Here is a 15,349-nt window from a genome sequence, read left to right on the forward strand (position 1 = left end):
CTACGGCTCCCCGGCCGTCTCAGCTGCCGACGGCGGTGGGGGTGTCCTCGGACTCGTCCAGCGGGTGGGCGAGTCCCTGCGCCCGGACGTAGGCGTCGTCGTGCGGCCACGGGCCGTCCGTGTAGGCGATCAGGCTACCGGGCAGGCCGTCCTGCGGGTCCGGTCGGAGTTCGACGCGGTGGTCGTGGCCGCGGAAGTGGGAGCGGGTCACCCGGGCCCGGACGGCCCCGGGGAGGGGGTCGGCCGTGAGGGAGAGCTGGCGGGGGCGCAGCAGGACCACGCCCCGGCGGGCCGTACCCGCGTCGGCGGTCAGCGGGAGGCTGCCGAAGGCGGTGTCGGCCTTGGCCCCGTCCAGCCGGGCGGGGACCAGGTTGGCCTCGCCGAGGAAGCCGGCGACGGCGGCGTCGGCGGGTGCGTGGTACAGCTCGTGCGGGGCGGCCTGCTGGGCGATCCGGCCCGCGCGCATCACGGCGATGGTGTCGGCGAAGGAGAGCGCCTCCTCCTGGTCGTGGGTGACCAGGATCGCGGTGGCCCCGGCCCTGCGCAGGGTGGCCGCGACCTCGGTCCGCAGCTCGGTGCGCAGCGCGGCGTCCAGTGCCGCGAACGGCTCGTCCAGCAGCAGGAGTTCCGGTTCGGTGGCGAGCGCGCGGGCGAGCGCCACGCGCTGCTGCTGACCGCCGGAGAGCTGGTGCGGGTGGCGGTCGCCGAGGCCGTCGAGGCCGACCAGGGCCAGGAGTTCGGCGGCCTTCTCGCGGCGCCTGCCGCGCGGCAGGCCGAAGCCGATGTTGCCCGCGACGGTGAGGTGCGGGAAGAGCGCGCCGTCCTGCGGCACGTACCCGATCCGCCGCCGTTCGGCCGGCAGTCGTGACCGGCCGTCGTCCAGGGTCCGTTCCCCGAGGGACACCCGGCCGGCCGCGGCCGGGTGGAACCCGGCGATCACCCGCAGCAGGGTGCTCTTCCCGCAGCCGGACGGCCCCAGGACGCAGGCCAGCGCCCCGTCCTCGACCACCAGGTCGACCCCGGAGAGGATCTCGGCCCGGCCGTGCCCGGCGCGCAGTCCACTGACCATGAGTCCACTCAACGCGAATCCTCCGTACGGGAGTTGGTGCCGAGCGTGCGGCGGGTGAGCAGCAGCACGGGCGGCACGGACATCGCCGTCATCAGTGCCGCGTAGGGTGCGGCCGCGCCGTACGCGAGGCCGCTGGTGTAGACCCAGAACTGGGTCGCCAGGGTCTGGGTGCCGGTCGGGCGGAGCAGCAGGGTGGCGGTGAGCTCGGTGCCCGCGGTGAGCGCGACCATCGCGGCGGCCGCACCGAGGCCGGGCAGCACGAGCGGCAGGGTGACCCGCAGCAGCACGCCGAGCGGTGGCGTACCCAGCGAGCGGGCCACCTCCTCGACGCCGGGCGGCACCTGGGCGAGTGCGGCCCGTACGGCGGTGAGCGCGAGCGGGAAGAACAGGATCACGTACCCGGCGACCAGCAGCGGCGGCTGCTGGTACACCGGCTCGGCGTAGCGGATCGCGAAGTGCACCACCGAGAGCGCGACGGCGATCCCGGGCAGCGCGCGGGTGAGGTAGGCGGCGCGCTCGGCGGCCCTGGCCAGACGGGTGCCGCGCCGCCAGCCGTACAGCGCCACGGGGACGGCGGCCGCGGTGGCCACCAGCGCGGCGGTGGCGGCGTAGCCGAGGGTGGTGAGCGCGGCGGAGAGCACGGACGCGGACGGCAGGGTGGTGGAGCTGCCGACCACCAGCCAGTAGCCGAGGGCGTACAGCGGTACGCCGACCGCGGTGCCGACCAGGGCGGCCAGCGCCGCGAGGGCCGGCAGCTTCCAGCGCCCGAGCGGGGCCGCGGCCGCCCGGCGACCCACAGCGCCCCTGCGGGCGACCCGTCCCCGACGGCCGCATCCGGCCTCCAGCAGGACCAGCAGCAGGGCGAGCGCCACCAGGACCAGGGTGAGCTGGGCGGCCGAGGCGGCGTCGAAGCCCAGCTTGTACTGGGTGAAGATGGCGGTGGCGAAGGTGGTGAAGCGCAGCATCGCGAAGGCGCCGTACTCACCGAGCAGGTAGAGCGAGACCAGCAGCGCGCCGCCGGCCAGCGCGGGCCGGGTCAGCGGCAGGGTGACCCGCCATAGGGTGGCGAGCGGGCCTCGGCCGAGGCTGCGGGAGACCTCCTCCGCGGCGGTGTCGGCGCGCCGCAGGGTGGCGGCGACCGGCAGGAAGACCAGCGGGTAGAGGGAGCAGGTCATCACCAGGACCGCGCCCCAGTAGCCGCGTACCGAGGAGAACAGCGAGACCCAGGAGTAGCCGCGGACGAACTCCGGTACGGCGAGCGGGAGTACGAGGGCGACGGTCCACCAGCGGCGGCCTGGCAGGTCGGTGCGCTCGACCAGGTAGGCGGCACCGAAGCCGAGCACGGCGGTGGCCGCGGTCACGGCGGCGGCGAGGGTGGCGGTGTTCCAGAGCAGGGTGGCGATCAGCGGGCGGCCGAGCAGCCGCTGCGCCTGGTCCCAGCCCGCCTGCCCGGCCTGGACCACGACGAAGGCCAGCGGCGAGGCGACCACGGCGACGATCGCGAAGGCGAGCGGTGCGAGCAGGCCGGCGGCCCGCCACCGCGGCAGCGGTGACGGGCTGTCGGCGCTCCGTGCGGAGTGCGGGGTGCTCACGCGAGGAGACCGGTGTCCTGGAGCAGCTGGAGGGCCTCCTTGCCGTCGCCGAGGTCGGCGGCGGAGGCGACCTGGCCGACGGTGTCCAGCGCGGGCAGTTCGGCCTTCCCCTTGACGCCTGCGACCAGCGGGTACTCGTAGCTCTCCGAGGTGGCGATCAGCGTCTGCGCGGGGGCGCTGTCGAGGTAGGCGAGGAAGGCCTGGGCGGCCTGCTGGTGCTTGCCGCCCTTGAGCACGCCGGCACCGGAGACGTCGACCAGGGCGCCCGGGTCGGTCTTGGTGAAGTAGTGCAGCTTGGCGTGGGTCTGGGCGGCGGTCTTCTCGTCGCGCAGGCGGTAGAAGTAGTAGTGGTCGATCACGCCGCCCTCGACCTCACCGCTGTTGATCGCGGCCGACAGGCTCTCGTTGCTGTCGTAGCTCTTGGCGTTGGCCTTGAGACCGAGCAGCCACTGCTTGGTGGCGTCCGCGCCGTCGGTCTTGATCATCCGGGTGACGATCGGCGCGAAGTCGGTCTCACTGGGTGCGATGCCCAGGCGGCCCTTCCACTCGGGCTTGGCCAGGTCGCGGACCGAGGCCGGCGGCGCGGTGTCGGCGGGCTTGCCCTCGGCGGCCAGGAAGGCGGCGGTGCGGGCGGACACGCCGACCCAGTCGCCCTTGGGTGAACTGTCCCCGGCGGGAACGGACTTGAGGGTGTCCGGCTGGACGGCGGCGAGCAGGCCCTGCTCTTCCAGGACGGTGAGCGCGGGCGGGTTCTCGGCGTAGAAGACGTCGGCCGGGGAGGCCTTGCCCTCCTGGAGGATCTGGTTGGCGAGTTCGGCCTCGTCACCGGAGCGCAGGTCGACCTTGACGCCGGTGCGCTTCTCGAAGTCGGCGGCCAGCGCCTTGACGGTCTGCTCGTGCTGGCCGCTGTAGACGGTGATGGTCTGTCCGGCGAGCGCCTGGGCTCCGGTGGCGGCCTGCGAGGGGCCGTCCGACGAGCTGCCGCCCGAGCTGGAGCAGGCGGCCAGCGCGAGCACGCACGCGGTCGCCAGCGACAGCGCCGCGGCCGGCCGGACAGCACCGATCCTGGTTCCGAACATGGTGAGGGTCCTCCGCGATGAGCGGGGCCGGCCTGACGGCGGCACCCCGAGTGGCTGGGCCAGTCGGATGCGGGGGCACCCCCGCACGCCCCGGGCGGGAAGCGCCGGGACCGGCCTGGCGAGACAGAAACCTAGGACAGGAAAGGCTTGCCTAACAAGTTTCGAGCCGTCAGATCTCGGCCCGGCCTCGGCGCAGACACGCTTCGATCCCCGAAGCGTCAACCCCCGGCAAAACCAGCGGGGACATCGCAGCTCAGAGGGCATACGCACCGCCTGGGGAACGCCCACCCCAGCCGCCTGGGCACCCTCGCGCGGCCGCCTTCACTATCCCCGCACACGCCAATTCGCTGGATTGCGCTCGGAGATGCCGCAATGATCCCGGTATGTCACAGATGACGCGAAGCTTTGACGAACTGGTGACCGAGGCCGAAGCCGCCCCGGTGGAAGGCTGGGACTTCTCCTGGCTGGAGGGCCGGGCGACCGAGCAGCGGCCCTCCTGGGGCTACCAGCGACTGCTGGGCGAGCACCTGGCCCTCGCCTCGGCCGCGCTGGACATCCAGACCGGTGGCGGGGAGGTCCTGGCGGGCGCGGGGAACTTCCCCCGGCTGATGGTGGCGACCGAGGGCTGGGCGCCCAACGTCGCCAAGGCGACCAGGCTGCTGCACCCGCGCGGGGTCGTGGTTGTCGCCGACCGGGACGAGCCGCCGCTGCCGTTCGCCGACGAGGCGTTCGACCTGGTGACCTCCCGGCACCCCGTGACCGCCCACTGGACGGAGATCGCCCGCGTCCTGCGGCCCGGCGGGACGTACCTCGCCCAGCACGTCGGCCACTCCAGCGTCTTCGAGCTGGTGGAGTACTTCCTCGGACCGCAGTCCGAGGAAGTACGGCGCGGGCGCCACCACGGGGAGGCCCGCGCGGCCGCCGAGGCCGCCGGCCTCGAGGTCCTGGACCTGCGGTTCGAGTCCCTGCGGACGGAGTTCTTCGACATCGGCGCCGTGGTCTACTTCCTGCGGAAGGTGATCTGGATGGTGCCGGGCTTCACCGTCGCCGAGTACCGGGACCGCCTCGCGGAACTGCACGAGCTGATCCAGCGCGAGGGGCCGTTCGTCGCCCACGCCACCCGGTTCCTGATCGAGGCCCGCAAGCCCGGACGGACGGACGCCTGAGCCGGCGTGCGGCCCGGGGCACAGCGCCCCGGGCCGCACCGGTCCCGCGTCAGGCCAGTGCCACCAGGTCCAGGTACTCCTCGCTCCAAAGGTCCTCGGTGCCGTCCGGCAGCAGCAGCACCCGGTCCGGGCGCAGCGCCTCGATCGCCCCCGCATCGTGCGTCACCATGACGATCGCGCCGGGGTACGAGCCGACCGCCGCCAGGACCTCGCCGCGCGAGGCCGGATCCAGGTTGTTGGTGGGCTCGTCCAGCAGCAGCACGTTGGCGCCGGAGTGGACCAGGCCTGCCAGGGCGAGCCTGGTCTTCTCGCCACCGGAGAGCACCCGGGCCGGCTTGTCCGCGTCGTCACCGGTGAACAGGAAGGCTCCGAGCACCTGGCGCACCTCGCCGTGGTCGAGGTGCGGCGCGGCGGCGGACAGGTTCTCGCCCACCGTGCGGTCGGGGGCGAGGGTGTCGTGCTCCTGGGCGAAGTAGCCGAGCCGCAGGCCGTGGCCGCGCACCACCCGGCCCGAGTCCGGTGTCTCGTGCCCGGCCAGGGTGCGCAGCAGGGTGGTCTTGCCCGCGCCGTTGAGCCCGAGCACCACCAGCCGGCTGCCCCGGTCGACGGCGAGGTCGACGCCGGTGAGCACCCGGTGGTCGCCGTACGCCTTGGCGAGGCTGATCGCACCGAGCGGCATCCGCCCGCACGGAGCGGGTTCGGGCAGCCGGATCCGGGCCGTCCGCTCGGCGCGCCGGACGGGTTCCAGCTCGGCGAGCATCCGGTCGGCCCGGCGCACCATGTTCCTGGCGGCGACGGCGGTCGCCACGTGCGAACGCATCCGGTCGGCCTGGGTGCGCAGCGCGGCCGCCTTGCGTTCGGCGTTGGCGCGCTCGCGGGCGCGGCGCCGCTCGTCGGCCTCGCGCTGGGCGAGGTAGGCGTGCCAGCCGGTGTTGTGCACGTCGATGGTGCGGCGGGCGGGGTCGAGGTGGAAGACCCGGTTGACGGTGTCGGCGAGCAGACCGGTGTCGTGGCTGATCACCACCAGGCCGCCGCGGTGGCCTGCCAGGAAGCCGCGCAGCCAGGCGAGGGAGTCGGCGTCCAGGTGGTTGGTCGGCTCGTCCAGCAGCAGCGTGCCGTGGTCGGCGAACAGGATCCGGGCCAGTTCGACCCGGCGCCGCTGCCCGCCGGAGAGCGCTCCCAGCGGCTGGTCCATCAGCCGGGCCGGCAGCCCGACCCCGGCGGCGACCTGGGCCGCCTCGGCTTCGGCGGCGTACCCGCCGCGGGCCTGGAACTCGGCCTCGGCGCGGGTGTAGCGGCGCATCGCGCTCTCCTGCGCGGCCGCTCCAACTGCCTCGGCCATCGCCTCCTCGGCGGCCCGCAGGGCTCCGACCGCCCGGTCCAGGCCGCGGGCGGAGAGGATCCGGTCGCAGACGGTGGTGACCGGGTCGGCCACGCGGGAGTCCTGCGGCAGGTGGCCGAGCGAGCCGGTGACGGTGACGGACCCGGCGGCGGGCCGCTCCTGGCCGGCCAGGGTCCTCATCAGGCTGGTCTTGCCCGCGCCGTTGCGGCCGACCAAGCCGATGCGGTCGCCGGGGGCGATGTGGAAGGAGATGTCGGACAGCAGCAGACGGGCGCCGACGCGCACGTCGACACCGCGGACGGTGATCACGGGATTACGCTCCGAACAAGCAGAAGGACACACGGGTGGCGTGGAAGCGGGTCCTTGAGCTAGGAAATTCGGGGCGTGGACATGCGGCCCAGGCTAACCGGGCCGCGCGGCGGACGCATCCGCATTTCGCGGAGCGTCCGCCGCGTTCACCGGGCGCCGGGCGCGCCCGCCGTCAGGCATTCGACGGGACGCGGCACGGCCGGTTGTGCGCCGCGACCGGCGGGGACCGGAAGGTCCACACTCCTGCAGCTGGCGCGCCTCCGCTCAACTCACCCAGGTGGCGGCCGAGTTCGCTGTCGGCTTCGGGGACGTGCAACTCCCGTTCACCCCGCGTCCCCGGCCGCGGGCACCGCCGCCGCCACGGCCGACGGCCGGGTGACCGCGGAGACCGCCAGCAGCACGACGGTGTTCACCAGCAGCGCGATCACCCCGATGTTGACGTCCTTCACCGCCTGCGGCAGGAAGGGCAGCAGGCCGCCGACGGTAGTGTGGGCCAGCGTGGTGGCGGCGACCGTGGTCACGCCCGCGACGATCCCGGCCGCGGCGCCCTGCTTGGTGACCGACCGCCGGGCGGCCAGCGCGAACAGCAATGCCGGGAACAGCTGGGTGACCAGCGCGTACCCCATGAGCAGCAGGTTCACGATGGTGCTGCCGCCGTTGAAGGTGAACACCAGGGCCAGGGCCGCGAGCAGCGGGACCAGCAGCTTGGCGAGCCGGCCTGCGGTCCGCTCGTCGGTACCCGGCCGCAGCGGCAGGAGGACGTTCCTGGCCAGGCAGGTGGCCGAGGTCATCAGCAGCAGTGAGCCGGGCACCAGCGCGGTCAGCAGCCCGGCGCCGCCGACGACCCCCACGAACCACGGGTCGAAGGATTTGACCGTGACCTTCAGCAGCGAGAGGTCCCCGTCGGCGCCCTTGAGGCCGGGCACCGCGATCACGGCGGCGAACCCGGCGAAGAACACGAACAGCAGGATCAGCTGGTACAGCGGCAGGACGACCGCGTTGCGCCGGAACACGCTCGGGTCCCTGGCGCTGAAGGTGGCGCTGAAGGTGTGCGGCCACATGTAGAAGCCGAGCGCCGAGAGCAGCACCGTGGAGACGAACCACCACGGACTCAGCCCCTGGTGCGGCAGGGTCAAGAAGCCCGGCCTGGCGGCATCGATGGCGTGGAACATCCGCCCGATCCCGCCGGAGTAGTGCAGCGGCAGGTAGATCCCGAGGAACACCACGACCCCGAGGATCAGCACGTCCTTGACCACCGCGGTCCAGGCCGCGCCGTGGATCCCGGAGATGGTGACGTACCCGGTGAGCGCGACCGTGCCGATCACCACCGCGGTGTGCGGCGAGATGTGCCCGTACGAGGCGGTGGAGACGATGATGCCCAGCCCGGTGAGCTGCAGCACCAGGTACGGGACCATCGCCACCACGCCCACCAGCGCGACCAGCGCTCCGAGCGCCGGGCTGTCGAACTTCCGCGCGAAGAAGTCGGACTGGGACAGCAGCCGGTGCTCCTTGGCGAACCGCCAGACCACCGGCAGCAGCCAGTACGAGATCGCATACGCGAGCGAGGCGTAGGCGAGGACGTAGAAGGCCGGTCCGCCCTTCCCGTACGCCCAGCCCGAGGCCCCGAGCAAGGTGAAGGTGGTGTAGATCTCCCCGGCCAGCAGCAGGAAGACGAAGACCGAACCGAAGCCCCGGCCGCCGACCGACCACTGCTCCAGGTCCATGTCCTTGCCCCGCCGTGCCCGCAGCCCCAGGCCGACGGCGAGCAGTAGGAAGGCCGCGATGACGGCGAGTGCGGTCACGGGCCGGCCTCCTCGGCCTCGGCCGGCTCCCGGTTGCTCGGATCCAGCCGGTAGACCACCCCCGTCACCACGGATCCCAGCACCAGCCAGAGGACCATCCAGAACAGCAGGAAGGGCATCCCGAGCACGTAGGGCGTCACCCGGTTGGCGAAGAAGACGCCGCCGAGGATCCCGGCGAACGGCACGGCACTGAGCAGCGGGAGCAGCGCCCCGCGGGCTCCGGTGGATCTGGTCCTGCGCGCAGAGTGCATCCGGTCATCCCCTGGAGGTCGGCCGCCCGGTCGGTCGCCCGGCCGGTCGGCTGGTCGGTCGGCTGGAGCCGGTGGCGGCCGGTCGTCCTCGGGCCGGCACCAACCGCGAACCTCCAGGACCTACCACCGGCGCGACCGCTCCATGCGGACTCCACCGATACTCCGTCATGACCATGCCGCTTCAGAGTGCGGATCTCCGGGGCGGTCCGGCTCAGTCCAGCCGGCGGGCCAGGGTGAGCCCGTCCGCAACCGTGAGCAGCACCGCCTCGACCCTCTTGTCGGTGCGGACCACCTCGTTGAAGTCCCGGATCGCCCCCGCGCTGCCGGTGGCGTCCGGGTCGACGACCTGCCCCTGGAAGAGGGTGTTGTCCAGGACGATCAGCCCGCCGGGCCGCGTCCGGCGGACCAGTTCCTCCCAGTACAGCGGGTAGTTGGCCTTGTCGGCGTCGATGAAGGACAGGTCGATCCAGCGCTCCTCGGGCAGCGCGCGCAGCGTCTGGATCGCGGGCGCGATCCGCAGCTCGATCCGGTCGGCGACACCCGCCTTGGCCCACACCCGCCGGCCGACCCCGGTCCACTCCTCGGAGATGTCGCAGGTGATCAACTTGCCGTCCTCGGGCAGCGCCTGGGCCATCGACAGCGTGGACAGCCCGGTGAAGGTGCCGACCTCGACGATCCTGCGGGCCCCGATCAGCCTGACCAGGAACGCCAGCAGCGGCCCCTGCTCCTGGGCGGTCTGCAGGCCGGCGCTGCCGGCGTACGTGCTGTGGGTGATCTCGACCAGCTCCTGCTGCGCCGCATCGAGCGGCGGGTTCTGGCTCAGCACGTAGGCGTAGAGCTCGGGCGTCAGCGTGGGGTTCTTGGTCTCGGTCACCGGCGTCTCCGATCTGGGGGCGTGCGCTCGGGCCACAGCATTCCATCGAGCCGCTCGTGCATCACGTTCCAACTCGGATACTTGATGATGAATCAGATGAATTCAGATATCCCGTCCGCCGTTGCGCCGCAGCCGTAGCGCGCGCCCCTTCGCCCCCGTGCGCCCCGTGGCGCGCCCGCGGTTGTGTGGAAGGCTGCCTGGGCAGTTGTCTCATTCCGATCGCACTCCCCCGTACCTGTTCCCGGCCGGGTTTCCGGCCGAGTTGAGGAGTCGTCATGGCAGACGCGCACGCCGCCCGCGGACACACGGATCCCTCGCTCTACCGGACCCCCGCGGAGGCGGTGGCCGCACCACCGGAGAAGCTCGCGTACGTCGCCGGGTTCGACCGGTCCGCGAGCCGTCCGGACGCCCTGATCACCGTCGACACCGATCCCGACTCACCCGGCTACGGCCGGGTGCTCAACTTCGCCGAACTTCCGGAGACCGGCGACGAGTTGCACCACTTCGGCTGGAACGCCTGCTCCAGCGCGCTGGCCCACGCCTGCCACACCAACCCCGAGCGGCGGTTCCTGCTGCTGCCCGGGCTGCGGTCCTCCCGGCTGCACGTCATGGACACCCGTCCCGACCCGGTGCGGCCGAAGCTGGTGAAGACCGTGAGCGCCAAGGAGCTCGCCGCCAAGGCCGGGTACTCGCGCCCGCACACACTGCACTGCGGTCCGGACGGCGTCTTCCTCTCCTGCCTGGGCGGTGCGGACGGCGCGGACGGCCCCGGCGGCGTGGCACTGCTGGACCACACCAGTTTCGAGGTGCTGCGCGCCTGGGAGACCGACCGGGGCCCCCAGCACCTCGCCTACGACGTCTGGTGGCACCTGGCCGGCAACGTCGGGATCACCAGCGAGTGGGGCACCCCGTCGATGGTGGAGGAGGGAGTGGTGCCCGAACTGCTGCTGGGCCGCCGCTACGGCCACGCCCTGCACTTCTGGGAGCTCGACTCCGGCCGGCACCTGCAGCGGATCGACCTCGGCGACGAGCACCAGATGGTGCTGGAACTCCGTCCGGCGCACGACCCGGAGCAGCAGTGGGGCTTCGTCGGGGTGGTGACCAACGTCGAGGACCTGTCCGCCTCGGTCTGGCTCTGGTACCGCGACGGCGCCGCCTTCGCCGCCCGCAAGGTGATCGAAATCCCTGCCGAGCCGGCCAGGACCGAGGACCTGCCGCCGGCGCTGCAGCCCTTCGGCGCGGTACCGCCGCTGGTCACCGACATCAACCTGTCGGTGGACGACCGCTGGCTGTACGTCTCGGCCTGGGGCACCGGCGAGCTCTTCCAGTACGACGTGACCGACCCGTTCCACCCCAGGAAGACCGGCTCGGTCCGGCTCGGCGGCATCACCGGCCAGGCCCCGCACCCCACCGCGCCCGACGTCCCGCTGACCGGCGGCCCGCAGATGGTCGAGCTGAGCCGGGACGGGAAGCGGGTCTACCTGACCAACTCCCTCTACGGCTCCTGGGACGACCAGTTCTACCCCGGCGGCATCGACCCGTGGATGATCAAGCTCGACGCGGACACCGTCGAAGGCGGGCTCACCGTGGATCCGCGTTTCTTCCCGCACGGCGCGGACTTCCGGGGCCTGCGGGTGCACCAGACCCACCTGAGCGGCGGTGACGCCTCCTCGGACTCGTACTGCTTCCGCTGACCGCTACCCGCCCGGGACACCGCCGGCCGTCGCCACCAGCGCGGTGACCGCCGGATGCCAGGGCCGGTCCGCCGGCCCGGTGAGGACGAGCTGGCGGGTCACTCGCGGGAGCAGCGGGATCAGCACACAGCCCGCCGGGATCATGGCGTGAGCCAGCGCGGGCATCACCGAGACCCCGATGCCCGCGTGCACCATGCTGATCAGGGTGCCCACGTCGCGGATCCGGTGGGTGGGGATGAAGCGGGCGCCGATCCGGCGGTAGATCTCCCGGATGTGGCGCTCGCAGCCGCCCTCGGAGAGCAGGAAGGCGTCGTCCTCCAGGTCCCGGATGTCGACCACCGGCTGCCCGGCCAGCGGATGGTCCCGGCGCAGCAGCGCGTGCATGGAGTCCTGGGCGAGCTGCAGCGACCCGGCGGGGGCGGGGTCCGGGTCGATCAGGACGGCGGCGTCGACCGTACCGGTCGCCAGCCACGCGGCGAGTTCGTCGTCCTCACCCTCGAAGATCCGGACCTTGACCCGCGGATGCGCCGCGCGCCACTCTCCCAGCAGCCCGGGCAGCAGCCCCTGGCAGACGGTGGCGGGCGCGGCCAACCGCACGGTGCCGGCGGGGCCGCCCCGGTGCCGGGCGGAGATGACCGCGATGGCGTCGGCGGAGGCGGTGGCGGCGCGGGCGTGCGGCAGCAGCTGTTCGCCCAGCGGGGTGGGCCTGACCCGGCCGGTGCGGTGCACCACGGGTGCGCCCACGGCGCGTTCCAGGGCCGCTACGGCGTGCGAGACCGCGGACTGGCTGATGCCCAACTCCCCTGCCGCGGCACCGAATCCGCCGCTCTCCGCGACGGCGACCAGCGCCCTCAGCTGCGCCAGGTTCACTCCGCCCGACATGAGCAACCCTCATCCCTGCCGTGCTGCCACTTGTTGGACTCATGATCACCCGCTTCGGCACGGTGTGTCCACGGGCCCGCTCGGGCCCGGTGGGTCGGACCGGCCGGCGCCCTCGGCGGCCCGTTTCCCCGAGTGCGCGGGGACGACCGGTGCTGGAACGGAAGGCGGTGACGGGGTGCGGCAGTGGTGGCCGGGTTTCGTGGCGCTGTCGGCGATCTGGGGTGCGAGCTTCGCACTGATCAAGGTGGCGGTGGACGCCGGTATGCCACCGGTCTGGGTGGCACTGTGGCGCTGCGTACTGGGCGCCGCCGCGCTGTGGACGATCCTCGCCGTCCGGCGCGAGGCGGTGCCGCGCGAGGCCCGTGCCTGGGCGCACTCGGCGGTGGTGGCGGTGCTGCTGAACGCGGCGCCGTTCGTCATGTTCTCCTTCGGCGAGACCCGGATCAGCTCGGTGCTGGCCGGGGTGTGGAACGCCACCACTCCCCTGTTCACCCTGCTCTTCGCGTTGCTGACCGCGAGCGGCGAACGACTGGGAGCGCGCCGGGCCACCGGGCTCGCCCTCGGCTTCGCCGGGATCATGGCGGTGCTCGGGGTGTGGCGGGGCACCGGCTCGGGACAGCCCGCCGGCAGCCTGGCCTGTCTGCTCGCCACGGCCTGCTACGGCGCCGGCTTCGCCTACACCCGCCGCTTCCTCTCCGGCCTCCCGCACAGCACGACCAGCCTGGCCACCCTCCAGATCAGCTGCGCCACGGCCGAGTTGGCCCTCATCGCCCCGGCGGCGGCCGGCGCACCGCACTGGCCCGGAGCCGCCGCCGCGCTGGCCCTGCTCGCGCTCGGCGCCCTGGGCACCGGCGTCGCCTACATCCTCAACCTGAACCTGGTCCGCACCGCCGGCGCCACCGTCGCGGCCACCGTCACCTATGTCACCCCGCTCTGGTCCACCGCGCTGGGCGCGCTGCTGCTCGCCGAACCCGTGCACTGGAACACCGCCCTCGGCGGCCTCCTGGTGATCGTCGCGGTCGTCCTCACCCGTACCTCGCCCCGCCCCTTCCGGGCCTGAGCCGCCCGGTGGGCGGCGTGTAAGGTGCATGGGACGGGGTGGGTCCATGTGTTCATCTGTCGTTCACCTCGGCCCGAGGACCTGGTGGTCCCGGGAACAGATGTCCAGGTCACAGCAGGGGGCGCCAGTCCTCCACCGGGTTCGAGGAAGCTTTCCGTGACAGTGCGCCGCCCCATCCGAGTGTCCCGCCGTGCCGTGCTCGCGGGAATCGCGGCGCTGGCGGTGGCGGGCTGTACGGCCAAGCCGGCCGCCCCGCCGGTGCCCCGGCCGCGCGCCTCGCTGGCACCCGAGAAGGACGGGACAAGTGGCAGCACGATCGTGCAGGTCGTCGCCCACCCGGACGACGACCTGTACTTCATGAACCCGGACCTGGAACAGTCCATCGACGCCAACGACCGGCTGGTCAGCGTCTACCTGAACTGCGGCGAGAGCGGCGGGGTGAACAAGGTCCCCGGCGCGAAGAATCCCCCCAAGCCGGACGAGGCGGCGTACGCGGGCGCCCGGCGCCAGGGACTGCGGCAGGCGTACGGGCTGATGGCCACCGGGAACCACCTGGCCCCCTGGGACGTGTCCACCGAGACCCTGCCGGACGGCACCGTGGTCGAGGTGGACACCCTGGGCGGGCACCAGGGCGTCCAGCTGGTCTTCCTCGGGGTGAGCCAGCACTTCAAGACGGCGAGCGGAGACAGCGTCAGCCTGCCGGACCTGTGGGCGAACCCCGCCGCGGTCAGCCGGACCCTGGTCAGCACCGGCTCCCCGGTGAAGAGCTCCCACCAGGTCACCCACGACAGCCTGGTCGCCGCCCTGGCGCACCTGCTCGACCGGTACCAGCCGACCCTGGTGCGGACCCTGGACCCGGACCCGGACATGCAGGTCCACGACGACCAGCACAAGCAGCACCACGACCAGGACGGCTACTCCGACCACCCGGACCACACCGCGGCCGCGCTGTTCACCTACGCCGCCCTGGACCGCCACCGCGCGGCCGGCGGCCGCCACTACACCGTCACCGCCTACCGCGGCTACTACAACGAGCGCTGGCCGCAGAACCTCCCCGCGCAGCTGGCCCGCCGCAAGGCCGACGTCCTCAACGCCTACGGCGGCTCCCCGGACAACGGCTGCACCTTCACGGCCGGCTGCGGCGACTACGACGTGGGCCAGGACCGCTCCTACGGCACCGGCTGGCTGCAGCGCACCAGCGTGCGCTACCCGGCCACCGCGCCGTGGCTCCGGCTGGACGCCGACCACCGGCTGACCGCCTTCGGCCTGCTCGACGGGCAGGCCGCCATGTGGCAGGAGAGCGCTCCCGGCAGCGGCAAGTGGGGCGAACCCCAACTGCTCGACGGCGACGGCCTGCTGCCGGGCATCACCGCCTCGCTGGCCGAGGACGGCCGCTGGCAGCTGTTCGCCGAACGGATGGCCTCGCTGGGACCGGCGACCGCCGACAACCGGCGCGAGATCGTCACGGCGGTGCAGAGTGCCAAGGGCGGACCGTTCGGCGCCTGGACCTCGGTCGGCAACCCCGAGTCCGACCCCGACCACGGCCGCCGGGTGGGCGGCCCGGTCCTCGCCCGCAACGCGGACGGCACCACCCAGCTGTTCGTCCGCAACTGGGCCAAGGGCGTCTCCACCCGGCAGCAGCGCGCCGACGGCAGCTGGAGCGACTGGACGGACCTGGGCGGCGCGGACGTCCAGGAGGGCCTGGCCGCCGTCACCGACGGCTCGGGCCGGATCCACGTCTTCGGCGCCGGCCACGACACCGTCCACCACTGGGCCCAGCAACAGCCGAACGGGCCGTTCACCGTGGTGGCGACCGACCTGCCGGCACCCGCCGACCCGCCGAGCGCGGTCGTCCGCCCCGACGGCACGGTGCTGCTCGCCTACCGCGAGGCCAAGACCGCCCGCCCCCTCGCCCACCGCCTGGAGGCCGGCGGCACCTGGAAGGACGAGCCCCTCGACCTCACCCCCCGCGGCTTCGGCCCGCTCACCCTGCTCGCCCTGCGCGACGGCATCCTGCTGGCCGCCCGCAACAACGACGGCGGCACCAGCCTGGCCACCTTCGGCTCCGGCAAACCGGCACGTTGGAGCAGCGTCGCCGGCCCCGTCGTCGGCACGGCGGCCCTCGCCCTCGACGTCGACAACCGCCCGGTGCTCGCACGACTCGGGCCGGACGCGGCGCTGCACTGCGCGCCGGTGCCGTAGGCACACGCCACAGGGGCGCGACAGCGA

12 protein-coding genes are annotated in these 15,349 nt (G+C 73.2%); 4 read left to right on the plus strand and 8 right to left on the minus strand.

Going from position 1 to position 15,349, the window contains the following annotated elements:
* Positions 1-19: 19 nt before the first annotated feature.
* Genes ABD369_RS08740 through ABD369_RS08750 form a run of 3 tightly spaced genes read right to left on the minus strand, consistent with a single transcriptional unit; the run spans position 20 to position 3,740 of the window.
* Positions 20-1,081 (minus strand): ABC transporter ATP-binding protein, encoded by a 1,062-nt coding sequence (locus ABD369_RS08740; RefSeq protein WP_344635675.1) that lies wholly within the window; start codon positions 1,079-1,081, stop codon positions 20-22.
* Positions 1,078-2,661 carry an ABC transporter permease gene (locus ABD369_RS08745; protein WP_344635676.1) on the minus strand — a complete coding sequence of 528 codons (1,584 nt, stop codon included), beginning with the start codon at positions 2,659-2,661 and terminating at the stop codon, positions 1,078-1,080. The genes ABD369_RS08740 and ABD369_RS08745 overlap by 4 nt, the downstream gene beginning before the upstream one ends.
* Complete coding sequence (locus ABD369_RS08750) at positions 2,658-3,740, minus strand: extracellular solute-binding protein (RefSeq protein WP_344635677.1); 1,083 nt, start codon at positions 3,738-3,740, stop codon at positions 2,658-2,660. The genes ABD369_RS08745 and ABD369_RS08750 overlap by 4 nt, the downstream gene beginning before the upstream one ends.
* A 392-nt stretch (positions 3,741-4,132) precedes the next feature.
* On the opposite strand from ABD369_RS08750, the gene ABD369_RS08755 reads away from it, so the two are divergent.
* Positions 4,133-4,906: a class I SAM-dependent methyltransferase gene (locus tag ABD369_RS08755; protein ID WP_344635725.1), complete on the plus strand. Its 774-nt coding sequence runs from the start codon at positions 4,133-4,135 to the stop codon at positions 4,904-4,906.
* A 49-nt stretch (positions 4,907-4,955) separates the two neighbouring features.
* Here ABD369_RS08755 and ABD369_RS08760 read toward each other — a convergent pair whose 3' ends face one another.
* The 4 genes from ABD369_RS08760 to ABD369_RS08775 all read right to left on the minus strand — a co-directional run bounded on the left by ABD369_RS08760 (position 4,956) and on the right by ABD369_RS08775 (position 9,484).
* Positions 4,956-6,557 carry an ABC-F family ATP-binding cassette domain-containing protein gene (locus ABD369_RS08760; protein ID WP_344635678.1) on the minus strand — a complete coding sequence of 534 codons (1,602 nt, stop codon included), beginning with the start codon at positions 6,555-6,557 and terminating at the stop codon, positions 4,956-4,958.
* Between the two features lie 323 nt (positions 6,558-6,880).
* A complete protein-coding gene (locus ABD369_RS08765) occupies positions 6,881-8,359 on the minus strand; it encodes a sodium:solute symporter family protein (protein WP_344635679.1) in 1,479 nt (492 codons plus the stop codon).
* The gene (locus ABD369_RS08770) at positions 8,356-8,610 is read right to left on the minus strand and encodes a DUF3311 domain-containing protein (RefSeq protein WP_344635680.1); all 255 of its coding nucleotides are present in this window, start codon (positions 8,608-8,610) and stop codon (positions 8,356-8,358) included. Before ABD369_RS08770 ends, ABD369_RS08765 begins: the two co-directional genes overlap by 4 nt.
* A gap of 211 nt (positions 8,611-8,821) precedes the next feature.
* The gene (locus tag ABD369_RS08775; RefSeq protein ID WP_344635681.1) at positions 8,822-9,484 is read right to left on the minus strand and encodes an O-methyltransferase; all 663 of its coding nucleotides are present in this window, start codon (positions 9,482-9,484) and stop codon (positions 8,822-8,824) included.
* A 275-nt stretch (positions 9,485-9,759) separates the two neighbouring features.
* Here ABD369_RS08775 and ABD369_RS08780 point away from each other — a divergent pair, with 275 nt between their 5' ends.
* On the plus strand, positions 9,760-11,178 hold the full coding sequence (locus ABD369_RS08780) for a selenium-binding protein SBP56-related protein (protein WP_344635682.1): 1,419 nt from the start codon (positions 9,760-9,762) through the stop codon (positions 11,176-11,178).
* A gap of 3 nt (positions 11,179-11,181) precedes the next feature.
* On the opposite strand, the gene ABD369_RS08785 is transcribed toward ABD369_RS08780, so the two are convergent.
* Positions 11,182-12,060 (minus strand): LysR family transcriptional regulator, encoded by an 879-nt coding sequence (locus ABD369_RS08785; RefSeq protein ID WP_344635683.1) that lies wholly within the window; start codon positions 12,058-12,060, stop codon positions 11,182-11,184.
* A 175-nt stretch (positions 12,061-12,235) separates the two neighbouring features.
* Here ABD369_RS08785 and ABD369_RS08790 point away from each other — a divergent pair, with 175 nt between their 5' ends.
* Complete coding sequence (locus ABD369_RS08790) at positions 12,236-13,120, plus strand: DMT family transporter (protein WP_344635684.1); 885 nt, start codon at positions 12,236-12,238, stop codon at positions 13,118-13,120.
* A gap of 156 nt (positions 13,121-13,276) precedes the next feature.
* Positions 13,277-15,322 (plus strand): PIG-L family deacetylase, encoded by a 2,046-nt coding sequence (locus ABD369_RS08795; RefSeq protein ID WP_344635685.1) that lies wholly within the window; start codon positions 13,277-13,279, stop codon positions 15,320-15,322.
* The last annotated feature ends 27 nt before the right edge of the window (positions 15,323-15,349 follow it).

It is taken from the genome of Kitasatospora cystarginea, assembly GCF_039533515.1.
Lineage (GTDB): Bacteria > Actinomycetota > Actinomycetes > Streptomycetales > Streptomycetaceae > Kitasatospora > Kitasatospora cystarginea.